Below are 14,468 nucleotides of genomic sequence, written 5' to 3' on the forward strand. Positions count from 1 at the left end.
CGCTCCTGGTCGGCCCTGCAATGCAGCGCCCGGCCCACCCACCTTGCCGCGGGTCACGGCAGGAGAGCGAAAGACAGCGGCGTTCTTCGCCCCGGACTCCCACCTCGGCCACCAGGGGACAAGTAACCCGCGAGTAGGACTGCTGACGAAGGCCGTTTGCCGACACGGCGCCGCAGCGTCCTTCGCTTCGGAACCAGGGCCGTGGCGTCACCAGGTGCGGTCGAGCAAGTGGGTGAACAGCACGTCCAGTTCCTGTGCTGCGGGGTGCGGCAGGGACGCCTCTCGCAGTGTGCGGCGAGCTGCGTCCAGGTGTCGGCGTGCTTCCCTGTGGGTCCCGGTCCGGCCGCCGGCCTCCTCCACGAGCGCCGCGGCGTGTTCGGCGGTCTCGCCGTCGATCCGGTCGACGGAGTCGAGCAGCACCGCGAGTTCGTGCGCGGCCTTGCCTCCGCCGGCCAGTGCGATGAGCACCGGATAGGTCTTCTTGCCCTGACGGAGGTCGGCGTGGACGGGTTTGCCGGTCACTCTCGGGTCACCCCAGATACCGAGGATGTCGTCCACCGCCTGAAACGCGAGGCCGAGATGGCGACCGGCTCGGTCGAGCGTGGTGACGGTCCTGTCGGGGGCGCCGCCGAGGATCGCGCCGAGCGCGAGCGCGCAGCCCAGCAGGGCGCCTGTCTTCTGTTCGGCCATGGACCGGTACTGTTCCGGCTCGACCGCGCCGGGTCCGCGCCAAGGGCGGTCCTCGAAGCGCAGATCCTCCGCCTGGCCGGACACCAGCGCGTTCAGGGTGCGGCAGAGGTGCCGTACCGCGGCGGCCGTGTGGTGGCCCGGGGTCTCTGCCAGGCTCGTCACTGCCCGGGCCAGGAGCGCGTCGCCGGTCAGGACGCCCGGGCCCGTCCCGTAGGCCTTCCAGACCGCCGGGCGCTGCCGGCGCAGGGCGTCGGCGTCCATGATGTCGTCGTGGAGGAGCGAGAAGGTGTGGACGAGTTCGACGGCGACGGCTCCCGGGACGGCGACGGCGCCGTCGGCGCCGACGGCCTCGGCCCCGAGCACGGCGAGGGTCTGCCGCACCCCCTTGCCCTCGGATCCGCCCGGGTCCGGCTGTCCGGTCACATCGGCCCAGCCCAGCGCGTACGCCGCCATCTCACCGGTCCAGGGGTGCAACCGGCCCACTGCCTCCACCAGCGCGGGCCGGACCCGGTCTCGGCACCGCCGCAGGAGAACGGCCGCCGAGGCCTCGTGCACGCGAGAGGTGCTCACCGCGGTCGCGGTCGCGGCCGTGGCGCCCGGCGCGACGGCGAGTGAGCAGACCGCCAGGGCGGACGTCGGGTGGGCGGGCATCGGGCGGGCGCTCACCGCAGTCCCTCCACGTCGGCCTTCTGCAGGGCTTCCGTCCCGACGGCCGACAGCGTCGGTGCCGCTGCCCCTGGGCCGTCTCCGGTGTGGTCCGGCAGTGGGCCCACCCCCAGTTCGGCCGCGGCCTTGTCCACCATGTCCCGGGCGTGCCGCAGCCCGATGCGGTCCAGCGTCGTGCGGAGCACGGTGAGCTCCGCGGCGGTGTCCGCGGCGTCGCGGCCCAGGCGGGCGTCGGCCTTGACCAGTCCCAGCCGCGACAGTGCCGTACCCCGCGGCTCCTCCATCTCGCGGAACTCCTCCAGCGCCTGCGCGTACAACTCACGGGCTTGCTCGTAGCGGCCCGCCCGGTACAGCACGTTGCCCCGCATCTTGTGGTTGTAGGCGAGCGCGCTCGCCAGCCGTATCTCCCGGCATGCCTCCTCCGCCTGCGACAGCAGGGACAGGGCCCGCTCCACGTCCCCGTCCCGCACGGACACCACGTCGGCGATGCCCCGCAGGGCCCATGCCCATCCGCGTCGGTCCTCGGCTCGCGACGCCGTCTCGGCCGCCTCCTCGAAGAGGGCCAGAGCCCGGTCGTAGGAGCCTGTGTTGCGGTGCATCTGCGCTATGCCCTCCAGCGCCCAGACCGTGTGCCGGGCCTCGCCGCGGCGGCGGGCCTCGGCCAGGAGCTGTTCGTGCAGCCTCCCGACCGCCTCGTAGTCGCCCTGGATGCGCCCGGTCTCGGCGAGCCCCGCCAGCGAGTACCCCCGTACGACGACGTCCCCGCCCCGCTCCCCCATCTCGGCCGCGAGCCCCAGCAGCCGGTACGCCAGCCTGAGCTCACCGCGCTGGCGGGCGAGGGTGCCCCCGCTCCACAGCGCCCACGCCATGGCCCCTTCGTGTCCGGCCGAACGCGCCGCCCGGTAGCTCGCCTTCCACGCCCGGTCGGCCTCCTCGATCCGCCCGAGCCTGCGGCATGCTTCTGCCACGGCCAGCCCGCAGCGCGCCGCCTCCCGCCGGTCCCCGGCCTCCTCGGCCGCCCGGAGTTCCCGGACGCCCCGGGCGAGCACCTCGGGCAGAGAAGCGTTCACCGACAGCGATCCCAGCGCCCCTTGGTACTCCGGCGCCGATGCCATCGCCGGCCTCTCCGTCACCTGACCTGCCATCAGAACCTCCTCGGGTCGACTCGACGATCAAGCCGACGCGACGATCAAGACGCGTGTCCCGGGGCCAGGTTCCCCATCGGTCGCAATGTCCATCTCAGTAGGGGCGCCGGGTCATTCTCAAGTACTACGCGGTGGTCGAAGATCCTCAGCGAGACGTACACCGGTGCGGTCCGTGCGAGGGAGACCTCGTGGCGGCGACAGCGCAGCCGAAGTCACCTCCGTCCGCACGGGTTCCCGGCCGATGCTCCCTTCTCGTGGCGCGATCGGACGTCGTGCCGGCCGGTGGGCGGCCGGGCGCGTCGATGCGCCACGGCCGCCGCGTGCGTCAGTCGGCCGGGCACCCCTTCCACGCCAGGTGGTAGACCGTGCTGATGTCACCGTCCGTGGAGTCCATGGTCATGTAGCTGGTGGCGCCCGGGTTCGATGTGCCGGCGTTCACCCGGAGCTCAGTGTTGATGTTGACGTTGCGCTGCACACCGCAGGGCGCCCACACCAGTTGGGCCCAGTCGGTGTCGTCGGTCGCCTGCCAGTTGTCCTCGTACGGGCCCCGGAAGGTGTGCGTGCGGGAGGCGGTGTTCGGCGAGCCCTGGAAGTAGTACGAGGCCTTCTCCGTGCTGCTCGCTCCGCGCTGGAGCGAGGCGTAGCCCCGGTAGTCGGCACTGGCGATCGCGTACGTGAATCCCTGCGGCACGTGTACGAGGAGGTTCAGCTGACAGTTCCTGCGGGCCGCCGTGGGGGAGGAACCGCCGCCCACCTGCGCGAGGTACTCGCTGTAGGTGACGGTGAAGGCGGTGTTGTCCTCGGAGACGGCGATGGCGGCGGTACCCAGGGGGCAGCCGGATCCGTTCACCGTGGCGATGTCGATGACGATCCTGTCCGGCGGCGGGTCGACGATCGACGACGGGCCGGCCTTGGCGGGCAGGGCCGAGGCGAACAGGGCGGCGACCGCCCCGCTCACGAGCAGGGGAAGTCTCATGTTTCTCCCATCCGGTGCTTCGGTTCCCATGGGCGCGGACGCACGGGTGCGTCCGCGCCACGGGCTGGGATGCCACGCGCCACGCTCGTGTGCGGCGGTCGTCATGGACCTACCGCGGTGAGGCCTGGCGCGAGGAATCGGAAGGGCCGGAATTGCGCAATGGGGTAGTCCAACAGGCAATGGTTGAACTATCATGCGAATGAACTCTGTCCGGCCACCCCGCCGGTGTGAACGGGGATGGTCGAATGCTAGAGGCCCGTGCACGTCGAGGCAGGGCGGCACCCGGCCATTAACCGCCTCCCTGATCGCCTCCTTTTGGCGCGGAAGAGCGCGTGGCACCTCTTGAAGCCGATGCCGATGTGCCCGGGCGGACCTCTCCCGCAGAACGCACGGTGAGGAGATCGCCCAGTCCTTGGTCGAGGACCAGCTCAGGCGCGGCGCGGGAGTCGATGCGACCGAGTACGGCGGCGAACGGATGCTGCCCCGAGACCATTTCCCGCCTGACGGCGAGTGTCTCGTGAGGGTGTCGCTCGTGGTGGGTGCGCCGGCGCCGGTTGCCCGCGTTCAGCTCGCGTAAGGCCCCCGCGGGGGTGGCGGGCCGCGGTCGCAGACCCGCCGCACCCGCCGGTCTGGCGTCCGGCGACGGGTCTGGAGGAGTGGTTCGTTCGGGCTGATGGGCACCCGGTTCCGCTCGTGTGCAGCCGACTGCGCACGAGCGGCCCGCCGCGCAGCGCCGGGGAGGACTACGGGTGCCAGATCTCCTTGATGGTCTTCACGTTGCCCTCGCCGTCCAGCGTGATGTCGTAGATGTTCCCGGAGCAGCTGTACGGCGACTTCACCGCGGCCTGGTCCGTCATGCAGTCACCGGCATGCGCCCACAGCTCGCCGACGGGAACCGTCTTCGTGGAGCCGGGACCGGCGGACAGCTCCGCCTTCACCTCTTGCGCGAACAGGTAGTACTTCGCCTCGCCCTGACCGTGGTAGATCCAGTCGTTGGGCGTGCACGTCGGCTGGGCGTCCTTCGCGGACATCGAGCCCTTCGACGGCGGCACGGCGATCTCCACCATCTTGTGGCCGGCCGGCAGCGTGGGCGACTGCCCGCAGTCGTCGGCAGGCTCGCCCGAAGAGCTCTCGACCGCGGACGGCTGCCCCGACGGCTGGGCGGAGGCCGTAGAGCCGCCGGCCGCGCCGTCGGCGGTGGGGTCCTCCGGGCCGCACGCGGCGACTGCCCCGAGCATGGCGACGACTGCAAAGCTGCTGATGAAACGCTGAGTTGACTTCATGTCAATCCCCCGATGACTGAACAAGTTCGCGATCACGTTCGATCGCTGAAGTGTTCTACATCAGACGGTGGGTCAAGGGCCAATCCGGCGCCGCGTCGGGCAGGGCATCGCATCCCACCGGCCCTGTCCCGATACAGCGTCAGCCACCGGCGGACACGTCGTTCGTAGGTGACGATGGTGGTGGGGCAGTCCCCCGCGAGTCCGAGGAGGGGCGAATGATTCCTCGGCCTTCCGGACGGGTTGCCACTCGCCGGTTTCGGTGACGGCGTCTCGGCGGCGGATGGTGACTGATCCGTAGCTGGTTCGGGTGGCTCCCGCGGCAGAATGCGCGGCTCCCGCGATGTGCGACGGCCCCTACCGCGTGCTAGCGCAGCAGGAACTCCTCGGCGGCCCGGGCCCCGCCGTCGCTGCGGCTCTGGGTGGAGTGGCCCGCCCCGGCGAGAACGACGAGCTCGGCCCGCGGAGTTACGGCCGCCAGGTCGCGGGCCCACCGCACCGGCGTCGACAGGTCCCGGTCGCCGGCGAGGATCAGCACCGGCATCGTCAGGGTGTGGCGGGGCGCGGCTTGGTTGGGGCGCGAGGCGGGCCAGGGCAGGCAGGTCCGCGGGATGCCCTGCGCGCCCGCCGTCTCCCTCTCGAACGGCCAGACCGCCGCCGGCCGGATCCGTTGGACGGCCCGGTTCAGGGTGCGTTCCCGTCCCTCGGCGGGCGCGGAGGCATCGCCCCACGGCCATCGGGAGTCGGCGCAGAGGGTGGCGGCGTGCAGTCCGGAGCTGAACTCCGTCGGCGGTTCATCGGACGGCGCGGAGAACCCGGCGACGAGACCGTCGAGGCGGGCCCGGTCACCGGAGGCGGAGGCATGGATGGCCCCGAGAATGCCGAACCGGGGGTTGTCGAGCTTCGGGTCGATGATGCTCGCGATGACGAGGAGGTTGAACACGCCGACACCGTTGCCGTCGCGCCGGACGACCGTCGCGAGGTCCCGGGCCGGGTCGAAACGGCACTCCTGCTCACGGCAGGCGGTGCGGAGCACCTGCGCGGAATGGCCGAGGGCGTCCTCGTACAGCACGCCCGCACCGTCGAGCGGTACGACGGAGTCGAGGACGAGCTTGCGGACCCGACGCGGATGGGTCAGGGCGTACTGGCCTGCGGTGAACGTGCCGTACGAGACCCCGTCAAGCGTCCAGGAGCCCACGCCGAGGGCGCGCCGGAGGTCTTCCAGGTCGGCCACCGTGTCGGCGGTGGTGTAGAAGTTCCGCTTCGCGCCGAGGTGTTCGGCGCAGGCGGTGACGGCGCCGGGCGTGGGGGCGACGGTGTCACTGCTGCCCACCTCCCGCTGGAGCTCCGGGCAGTCGACCGCCGCGTCGCCGGTGCCGCGCTGGTCGATCATGACCAGCCGGTACTGGGCCAGTGCTTCGGGGAGCCGCTCGCGGATCCGCTGAACGTAGGGGACGCCCGGCTGGCCGGGGCCTCCTGTGAGGAAGAGCAGCGTCCCCCTGGGCGCGTCGGCGGTGCCGAAGACCGCGGTCCGGAGCTTCAGAGTGCCCGGCACGGCGCCCGTACGGTCGAGAAGTACGGTGAGATCGGCGCAGGTCACGTCGGTCTGTCCGGGGCAGGGACGCGGATCGGTGAGCCCTGGTGCCGCGACAGAGGCGGCGGTGGCGGCGGTGCGGGCTGAGGCGTACGGGGCCGGGGCGGCGACTGGTGCGGAGCCCACACATGCGACGGCCGTCAGGGCGGCCGCAACGGCCGTACCGGCTCTGGTCGGGAAGATCATCGTCACGTTCCCCCACGAGGAAGACGGAGCGCCGTACAGCACCCGCGGGGAGCACGGCACCGGCCGGGTCTCCGGCCGCCGCCAGTCTGCGGCGCACCCCGCGCGGGGGCGTTGGACATTCATACGCGATCCGCGAGAACACCCCTCAAGGCGCTGGGGACGTACCCCGTATGGCTGCGGCACATCCGGGTCAGATGGGCCTGATCGGCGAATCCGAAGGCGTACGCGAGGGTGCGCAGGCTGCCCTCGCCCTCCTCAAGCGCGTGCAGGACGCCCCTGAGCCGCAGCTCGTTGCGGTGGTGCGTGAGGGTCGTGCCGGTGACGGCGCGGAAGACGCGGCTGAGATGGTGCGGCGAGACCCCCACCGTGCGGGCCAGCTCGTCCAGGGAGAGCAGGAGCCCCGGGGTTCCGCCGGCCAGGACGGCGCAGACGTCACGGACCAGCCGGGCGTGGGCACGGGCGGCGGCGGGGCGGCCGCTCGTGTCCGTACGCCAGTGTCCGGCGGAGGCGGCCACGTCGTCGAGCAACCGGTGCAGCCGCTCTCCCAGTTCGAAGTCCTCGGCCCCGCGCCGTGCCGCGGCCAGCAGGGCGCGGTGGTGCACGTCGGTGTTGCCGGTGACCGTGAAGCGACGGGAGAGCGGCGGGCCGTCGAACCGGTCGGCGAACAGCTCGCCACCGAACCGGATCTCGGTGGAACGGTCACCGGGGCCGATCGGGTGGGCGACCCGGTGTTCGTCGCCCGGCCGGGTGAGGTAACCGCCGCTCGCGTCGACGAAGAACTCCTCGCCTGCGATCCGGCGGAGGTAGCCGCCGGACCGGGCCAGGACCACGGTGTACCCGTCCGCGTGTCCGGGCCCGACGAATCCCAAGCTGTCCTCGCAGCACAAGATGTCCTCGACGGTGATCCCAGCGGCGCTGATCCGCCCGCGCAGCGCGCCGCGCCGCTCACGAACGGCCTCGTCCTGGAGTAACTCCCCTGTGCTGCGGCCCTCATCGTTCATGCGTTCCTCCCCGTGAGGCCTCGGATCCCCCACCGAGGGGCGGTTCACACCCGCTGGCGGTACGCCGACCGGTGGGCCTGCCCCCCCCTTCAGTACGCGTCGTCGTCTGACGATCGAATTGCCCGGGGACGACACCAAGTCGGAGGAGGCCCCGCCGTACGGGGCGCCAGGGGGCGGGCCGCGGCGAGGGCACCCGGGCCGACCGGCCGCCCCTGGTCCGCACCCTGGCCGCCGGCGAGCGAAGGCGAGTTCTCCCGCTCCGGCCGCGACCCGCGCCGGACTATTCGCTCGGCTCCACATGCGCGTTGTCGAGGTACAGATACAGTCCGCCGTGCTCCGAGCATCTCAAGCCGACAGAGATACGCCGCACAGCATCGTCCTGGCCGACCACCATGGCGACAGCCACCTGAAACACCATGCTTCGGCCGGAGCATCTGAAGTAGTCCCCGGACGACAGCGAAGGAAGCGGGGTCACGGACGGTACGAGTCTCCATGGGAAGACGAGTGAGGGTGAGGGAAACGTCGCAGGGTCGTCCCCGTGCCACAGCCCGATCCCTATGAGGCAGCCCACGCAGTGGCAGTCCCCCGCCCACACCTCGAACTCGTCCACACCGTCCGAGCCGCACAACCGGCAGGCCACCGGCACGGCCACGACCCGCTCGCCCGTCTCTGCCCGCAGAGACCCCTCAACCAACGACATCAAGCCGGCGTACTCCGTGCCCGCTTCGGTCGACTCCGCGTCACACCCGTGGCCATGATCCATCCTGTGATCTTCGCACCACCGATCGCTCGGGTCGGCCGACGGACCGGCGAGGCCACGCCGCGGCCGGCTGGAGGCGGTGAGGGTCGCGGGCGTACAGCTCGGGCAGGTCCTGCGGTTGGCCGGCCCGACGAAGGCGGGTGGCGCAGCAGCTGCCGCGCCACCCGTCCTCTCAGGTCAGTTCGCGTTCACGAGGTCGTGCGCGGGGACGGTCACGGTCCGTCGGCCGGGGGCGCCGCCGAGGACGACCTTCCGCAGCGCACTGTTGTTGTCGAGGTTGGTCTCCTTCAGTCGCTTGGCCGGATTGGCCAGCACCTGGATGTAGTAGGTGCCGTTGGGCACGTCCGTGATGTCGAACGACTGGCCCGGCAGGTCCTGGGTGTAGGTGTCGCCGGATCCGACGTCCAGCACCTCGCGGACGGAGATGGAGTTCTCCTGACCGCAGGCGGTGGACAGGTCGGTGTTGAACGGGTGCCAGTTGGCGTTCTTCACCGTGTAGTCGACGGCGTCGGTGTTGGCCAGGCAGAAGGCCTCCTTGCCGCTGCGCACCGCTTCCTTCTTGTCCGCCTTCAGAAGCCGGTAGCTGGCGAAGTCGGTGAAGTGCCAGTGCACGTGGCCGGGGCGCGGGTCCCACTCCATGGTGCCGGTCGGGGTGTAGCCGACCTGCTTGCCCGCGGCGTCGTAGAAGTACTGGTAGGCGTCCATCTTGGCCTTCCCGGGCGAGCGGAAGCCGTCCACCACGAGCTGGGCCGGACCGGCGTTCCACACGTTGGCGCTGAAGGCCAGGTAGTCCTTGCCCGGGATGTTCTGGCCGCCGTCGCTGATGGTGATGCCGTATGCCGGCAGCGACCGCAGGTCGGGCTTGGGGACGTTCGGGACGGCGGGAGTCCCGCTGGGCCGCTGGGCCCGCGGGGTGAGGGCGGGCGCCTGGCGCGAGCCGTCGGTCTGCCCGGCGGTGTCACCGGCCTGCATGTCGGCACGCGCGGCCTGCTGCCTCTTCACCGCCCACGACACGGCCGGCGGCGCGGCCTTCAGCGGCCCGTGGCCCACGTTGTACGAGGGACCCGCGCCACTGGTCTCCGGTGCGCCGGCCTGGGCGGGGGTCGGAGCGTGCGCCGACCCGTGCCCGGTGTGACCGGCCGGGGCCTGGTGGGCCGCGCCGTGCCCGGCGTGTTCCCCGGCGGTCGCCGACCGGGCGGGCGCGGCGCCGGCGCCCTCCTCCCAACTGCGCTCCTGGACGGTGAGCTTCACGGTCGCGGGCCTGTCGGCGATGCCGAGGAGGTCCCGGTACTTCTTGGCGACCCCGATCTTGGCCGTGTACGTGCCGGCGGCGAGCTTCACCGGCTGGGTGTAGGAACCGCCGTAGGTGTTGGCGGCCCACCCCTTCTCGACGCCCCACACGGAACCGAGGGTGAAGGGGTTGGTGGGGCAGCTCTCCGGATACTTCGAGGTGGAGGGCGCGTCGGGTCGGACCCGTCCGCTGGCGTTGTTCGGGCAGAAGCTTTCCGTCCGGCTGACGACCTTCTTGCCCGTCCTGTCGGTGACGGTGATCTCCGCAAACCCGGGCAGCCCGGCGAAGTCCTTCACCGTGCCCAGAGGCAGCGTCTTGGCCTTGGCCTTGCCGCCCTCGTACACGGTCTGGGTGATGGTCACCGGGTCCTTGTAGGACTTCCGGGTCACCTTGAACTCCAGCGGTGTTCCCTCCGCGGTCAGGTAGGTGCCCAGGTCCAGATAGACGCCCGGCTCCTCCTTCCACGAGGTGAGCGTGACCGAGCCGGTAGCCGCGATGAGACTCAGTTTGGGTCCCGTCGCGGCCTTCGCCTGCTCCGGCGTGGCGGCCATGAAGCCGACCGTCACGGCCATGGCGGCGACAGCCGTGGTGCCGGCGAGCAGCGGACGCCGCAGCCGAATGGTGCGCGTAGTGGTCATCGATCCCTCGTTCTCCGGATGCTGTGACAAGGAAGCGGACAGCGGGCCACCCGGTCCGACGGGACAGGAATACGTCCGGCCGGAGCGATGGCGGGCACTCGCTGCGCCTGCCCCGTGAGATGAGGGGACCGGATGCCCGGTTGTCCGGAGAGTCGAAAGCGTCGGGATGTTGGCCGGAAAACGCCGCTGTGGTGGAACCGGACTGTTGCCACCACGCCGCCCCGTTCGACGCGTCAACGGCCCAACGGGGCGAACCCCTACGTCACGAGGGAGCGGCCTGCCGGGCCACCGCTTCGGCGCCGGGCACCGAGAGCCCGAGGTGGTCGCGCAGGGTGACGCCCTCGTACTCGGAGCGGAAGACGCCGCGTTCCTGGAGCAGCGGGACGACGGTGTCCGCGAACTCGTCCAGGCCGCCCGGCGTGATGTGGGGGACCAGGATGAACCCGTCGGCCGCGTCCGCCTGCACGAGGTCGTTGATCGTCTCGGCGACCGTGGCGGCGGAGCCTACGAAGGTCTGCCGGGACGTGGTCGCGATGACGAGCTCGCGGATCGACAGGTTCTTGGCCTCGGCGAGCTCGCGCCACTGCCGGGCGGTGTCGAGCGGGTCGCGGAACTGGCGGACGCTCGCCCGGCCCCGGGCGATCGTGTTCTCGCCGACCTCAGGGTCGATGTCGGGCAGCGGGCCGTCCGGGTCGTAGGCGGACAGGTCCCGGTTCCATACGTGCTCCAGGTATCTGATCGCGGTCTGCCCGCTGACCTGGAGGCGGCGGACCTCATGGGCGATCTCGTGCGCCTCGGCGTCGGTGTCGCCGAGGACGAAGGTGGCCGCGGGCAGGATCTTCAACTCGTCCGGTGAGCGGCCGTACCGGGGAAGGCGGCCCTTGACGTCGGCGTAGAACTCCCGGCCCTCGTCGAGCGTCGCGTGCCGGCCGAAGATCGCGTCGGCGTCGGAAGCGGCGAACTCTCGGCCCTCGTCGGAGTCGCCCGCCTGGAAGATCACCGGCCGGCCCTGCGGGCTGCGCGGCACGTTGAAGTGGCCCTCGATGTCGAACTGCCGCCCGTGGTGGGCGAAGGCTCCGGCCTTCGCGTCCCTCAGGAAGGTGCCCGACACGGGGTCGGCGACGACCTCCGAGCCGTCCCAGGAGTCGAACAACTCCGTCGCGGTCTTCAGGAACTCCTTCGCGCGGGAGTAGCGCTCCTCACGCGGCAGGAACCCGCCGCGCCGGAAGTTCTCGCCGGTGAAGGCGTCCCAGGAGGTGACGACGTTCCACGCGGCCCGGCCTTCGGAGAGGTGGTCCAGCGAGGCGAACTGGCGGGCCACCTCGTAGGGCTCGTTGAAGGTGGAGTTGATGGTGCCGGTCAGCCCGAGCCGCTCGGTGACGCCCGCCAAGGCGGCGAGCACCGTGAAGGTGTCGGGACGTCCGACGACGTCCAAGTCGTAGATCTTTCCGCCCTGTTCGCGGAGCCGCAGCCCCTCGGCGAGGAAGAGGAAGTCGAACTTGGCGCGTTCGGCGGTCTGCGCGAAGTGGACGAACGAGTCGAAGTCGATGTGGCTGCCGGCCGCCGGATCGCTCCACACAGTGGTGTTGTTGACACCTGGGAAGTGGGCCGCGAGATGGATGCGCTTGAGTGGCTTGCTGCTCATGGTGGGTCCTTCGGGTCCGGGATCAGGCGGCGGGGTGGGCGGCATATCGGCCGACCGGGCGGTCCAGGCCCAGCAGTCCGCGCAGGGTGTCCGCCTCGTACCTGCGGCGGAAGACCCCGCGCCGCTGGAGCTCCGGCACCAGCCCCTGGGTGATCGCGGGCAGGTCGTGGGCGACCACGCCCGGCCTCAGCCGGAATCCCGACAGACCGGCCGTCCGCCAGTCCTGGAGCAGGTCCGCCAGCTGCGCGGACGTCCCGGTGAAGACTGCCGCTTCACTGCTGTACGGGGCGCCCGCGAGCGCGTCGAGGCGACTGCGGCGCGCGTCGGCCGCGGGGGCGTCCTCGCCCAGGAACACGGTGAGGTCCGCGAAGAGGTGCAGCGGCTGCGCCGAGAGCCCGGCGGACTCACGGGCCTGCCGGATCTCCGCGACCGCGGCACGGGCCCCGGCGGCGTCGCGTACGGCGAGGTACCCGACGTCCGTGGACCGGGCGATGAGGCCGTACGCCGCGCCGGCGTCGCCGAGGGCGCCGGCAGTGCTCGCCGCGCTGACGATGGGTTGCCCCTGCGGCGGGCGGGGAGTGATCGACGGCCCTCTGACGCTGAACTGGCGGCCCTCGAAGTCGACGTAGTGCAGCTTGTCGCGGTCGACGAACCGGCCGGTGGCCACGTCCCGGATCTCGGCGTCGTCGTCCCAGCTGTCCCACAGCCGGCGGATCGCCTCGACGTGGTCGGCGGCCTCCTCGTAGGCCTCCGCGTCGGGGAGAGAGACCGCCCTGCGTCCGAAGTGCCGTGCTTCGTGGTCCAGTTGTGACACCTGGATGCGCAGGCCCGCACGTCCTCGGCTGACGTGGTCCAGGGTGGCGATCGCCTTGGATATGTGGAACGGCTCGGTGTGGGTGGCGGTCACGGTCGGGACCAGGCCGATGTGCCGGGTCAGCGGTGCGACGCGGGCGGCGGTGAGTACCGCGTCCAGCCGCCCGCGGACCTGGTCCGTGCGCCCGTCGGGTCCGTCCGCCGAGGACGACTGGAGGGCGAGGGCGTCCTCGAAGGTGACGAAGTCGAGCAGTCCGGCTTCGGCCTCGGTCACGACGTCGGACCAGTAGCGGGCCGTGAAGAGCTCGCCGGGCCGGGCACCCGGCTCGCGCCAGGCGGCAGGGTGCCAGCCCGCGCCGTCGAGCGCGACGGCGAGGTGCAGCGGTTCGGAAGACGCTGATGTGCGTCCGGATTCGGGCGGGGATGCGGACATGTCGAATTACGCCTTCCTGATCGGCCGTGCGAAAAGGAGGCCGATGCGCGTCGCGAATGTAAGGGCGTATGAGAGGAAGAGAAAGGGGCCCTCACCAGTATCTTTTCGAAACGCTACGCCCGAGAGCGGCGCCATACAATGACCGGAATATTAAGAGGACTTGGCAGCGGTGTTGCCGGGCGCGCGGACCGCCGTGAAGGACGGGCGGCGGCGCAGGGTGAAGCCGATCGACTCGTACAGTCGGATCGCCGTCGTGTTGCTCGCGGAGGTGTGGAGGAACGGGACGTCGCCGCGCTCCCGGATGCCCGCGGCGACGGCGCGGACCAGCCGTGTCGCCAGCCCCCTGCCCCGGTGTTCGGGATGGGTGCACACCGCGCTGATCTCGGTCCAGCCGGGCGGCCGCAGCCGCTCCCCGGCCATCGCGATCAGCCTGCCCTGATGCCGGATGCCGAGGTACGTGCCCAGCTCGACGGTGCGGGGCAGGAACGGACCGGGCTTCGTGAGCTCGATCAGACCGAGGATTTCGGGTACGTCGCCGGGTCCGAGCCGCACCGCCTCGGGGGCGGGTTCGGCGCGCAGCGAGGTGTCGACCAGCTGGACGCCGAGGACCGAGCCGACGGCCTCCCATCCGTCGGGCGGGGCCGGCACGCCGGAGAGCGTGGCGATGCCACCGTCGCCGACCAGCCTGTGCAGGTCGGCCCAGGAGTCCGGGTCGGCCGGGTCCGCGAGGGCGGCGAACGGCGAGACGTCCGACGGATAGCGGGCGGCCCGGGAGGGGAAGAGGCCGGTCTCGGGGCGGTCCGCCTGCTCGGCGAAGGCGGCGTGCGGGCCGGACAGCGAGGCCCAGGCTGGATTGTCCAGGACGTGCGGGGACACGAGGGCACCCAGGCTCGTACTCGTACTCGGACCTGCGTTCGTGGTCATGCGGCGGGGCTCTCCGTCCATGGGGCGGCCGGGGGGCCGGGGATTCCGGAGTGGTTACCGGCTGGCCCGCGGGTCGACCTCCGAGGTGATGACGGCCTCGTCGGACAGGTTCCGGGCGGCGGGCGGCTGCGCGCACCGGCCGTTCCTGTCCAGATGAAGAGGCCGCTGATGTCGTTATCCGCGACGTAAGCTAGGCAGCCCGGAGAAGGGCTGTCAACGGGCCTGATATCGGTATTCGCGAAAGCGTGCGGCAATTTCATACGCCGTACACACAACGCCTTCCGGTGAAATAATCCGGGCCGTTCACGCCACGGGAGCTGGCCGTCGCCGCGGCCACGAAGCCGCTGCCGCCTGCGCCCGCAGGGTGGCGACTCCCCCTGCCCCCGTTCTCTTGTTCGTGGCTCCGCATGGGGGCAACGAGGCGGC

10 protein-coding genes and 1 pseudogene are annotated in these 14,468 nt (G+C 71.4%); all 11 read right to left on the bottom strand.

Going from position 1 to position 14,468, the window contains the following annotated elements:
- Positions 1-207: 207 nt before the first annotated feature.
- The 11 genes and pseudogenes from ACZ6K0_RS33910 to ACZ6K0_RS33960 all read right to left on the bottom strand — a co-directional run bounded on the left by ACZ6K0_RS33910 (position 208) and on the right by ACZ6K0_RS33960 (position 14,042).
- Positions 208-1,260 (bottom strand): polyprenyl synthetase family protein, encoded by a 1,053-nt coding sequence (locus ACZ6K0_RS33910; protein ID WP_469236160.1) that lies wholly within the window; start codon positions 1,258-1,260, stop codon positions 208-210.
- A 92-nt stretch (positions 1,261-1,352) separates the two neighbouring features.
- Positions 1,353-2,501: a tetratricopeptide repeat protein gene (locus tag ACZ6K0_RS33915; RefSeq protein WP_469236148.1), complete on the bottom strand. Its 1,149-nt coding sequence runs from the start codon at positions 2,499-2,501 to the stop codon at positions 1,353-1,355.
- 325 nt (positions 2,502-2,826) lie between these two features.
- The gene (locus tag ACZ6K0_RS33920; protein WP_469236149.1) at positions 2,827-3,477 is read right to left on the bottom strand and encodes a DUF4360 domain-containing protein; all 651 of its coding nucleotides are present in this window, start codon (positions 3,475-3,477) and stop codon (positions 2,827-2,829) included.
- A 370-nt stretch (positions 3,478-3,847) separates the two neighbouring features.
- Positions 3,848-4,090: pseudogene (locus tag ACZ6K0_RS33925) on the bottom strand (carbonic anhydrase); the annotation flags it as partial.
- Between the two features lie 130 nt (positions 4,091-4,220).
- The gene (locus ACZ6K0_RS33930) at positions 4,221-4,715 is read right to left on the bottom strand and encodes a hypothetical protein (RefSeq protein WP_469236150.1); all 495 of its coding nucleotides are present in this window, start codon (positions 4,713-4,715) and stop codon (positions 4,221-4,223) included.
- Positions 4,716-5,124: 409 nt separating this feature from the next.
- A complete protein-coding gene (locus ACZ6K0_RS33935) occupies positions 5,125-6,537 on the bottom strand; it encodes an alpha/beta fold hydrolase (protein ID WP_469236151.1) in 1,413 nt (470 codons plus the stop codon).
- Positions 6,538-6,656: 119 nt separating this feature from the next.
- On the bottom strand, positions 6,657-7,538 hold the full coding sequence (locus tag ACZ6K0_RS33940) for a helix-turn-helix domain-containing protein (RefSeq protein WP_469236152.1): 882 nt from the start codon (positions 7,536-7,538) through the stop codon (positions 6,657-6,659).
- Positions 7,539-8,475: 937 nt separating this feature from the next.
- Entirely contained in the window at positions 8,476-10,227 is a 1,752-nt protein-coding gene (locus ACZ6K0_RS33945) for a lysyl oxidase family protein (RefSeq protein WP_469236153.1), read from the bottom strand.
- 262 nt (positions 10,228-10,489) lie between these two features.
- A complete protein-coding gene (locus tag ACZ6K0_RS33950) occupies positions 10,490-11,872 on the bottom strand; it encodes an NtaA/DmoA family FMN-dependent monooxygenase (RefSeq protein ID WP_376412488.1) in 1,383 nt (460 codons plus the stop codon).
- A 22-nt stretch (positions 11,873-11,894) separates the two neighbouring features.
- Positions 11,895-13,118: an LLM class flavin-dependent oxidoreductase gene (locus tag ACZ6K0_RS33955; protein WP_469236154.1), complete on the bottom strand. Its 1,224-nt coding sequence runs from the start codon at positions 13,116-13,118 to the stop codon at positions 11,895-11,897.
- 150 nt (positions 13,119-13,268) lie between these two features.
- Positions 13,269-14,042 (bottom strand): GNAT family N-acetyltransferase, encoded by a 774-nt coding sequence (locus tag ACZ6K0_RS33960; protein ID WP_469236155.1) that lies wholly within the window; start codon positions 14,040-14,042, stop codon positions 13,269-13,271.
- Positions 14,043-14,468: the final 426 nt, after the last annotated feature.

Source organism: Streptomyces sp. NPDC042346 (assembly GCF_055581845.1).

What these genes read in the sequence shown, in the direction of transcription:
- ACZ6K0_RS33930 (WP_469236150.1), bottom strand. Translation starts at nt 4,715, where the DNA reads ATGCTCGGGGCAGTCGCCGCGTGCGGCCCGGAGGACCCCACCGCCGAC.
- ACZ6K0_RS33920 (WP_469236149.1), bottom strand. Translation starts at nt 3,477, where the DNA reads ATGAGACTTCCCCTGCTCGTGAGCGGGGCGGTCGCCGCCCTGTTCGCC.
- ACZ6K0_RS33935 (WP_469236151.1), bottom strand. Translation starts at nt 6,537, where the DNA reads ATGATCTTCCCGACCAGAGCCGGTACGGCCGTTGCGGCCGCCCTGACG.
- ACZ6K0_RS33940 (WP_469236152.1), bottom strand. Translation starts at nt 7,538, where the DNA reads ATGAACGATGAGGGCCGCAGCACAGGGGAGTTACTCCAGGACGAGGCC.
- ACZ6K0_RS33955 (WP_469236154.1), bottom strand. Translation starts at nt 13,118, where the DNA reads ATGTCCGCATCCCCGCCCGAATCCGGACGCACATCAGCGTCTTCCGAA.
- ACZ6K0_RS33915 (WP_469236148.1), bottom strand. Translation starts at nt 2,501, where the DNA reads ATGGCAGGTCAGGTGACGGAGAGGCCGGCGATGGCATCGGCGCCGGAG.
- ACZ6K0_RS33950 (WP_376412488.1), bottom strand. Translation starts at nt 11,872, where the DNA reads ATGAGCAGCAAGCCACTCAAGCGCATCCATCTCGCGGCCCACTTCCCA.
- ACZ6K0_RS33945 (WP_469236153.1), bottom strand. Translation starts at nt 10,227, where the DNA reads ATGACCACTACGCGCACCATTCGGCTGCGGCGTCCGCTGCTCGCCGGC.
- ACZ6K0_RS33960 (WP_469236155.1), bottom strand. Translation starts at nt 14,042, where the DNA reads ATGACCACGAACGCAGGTCCGAGTACGAGTACGAGCCTGGGTGCCCTC.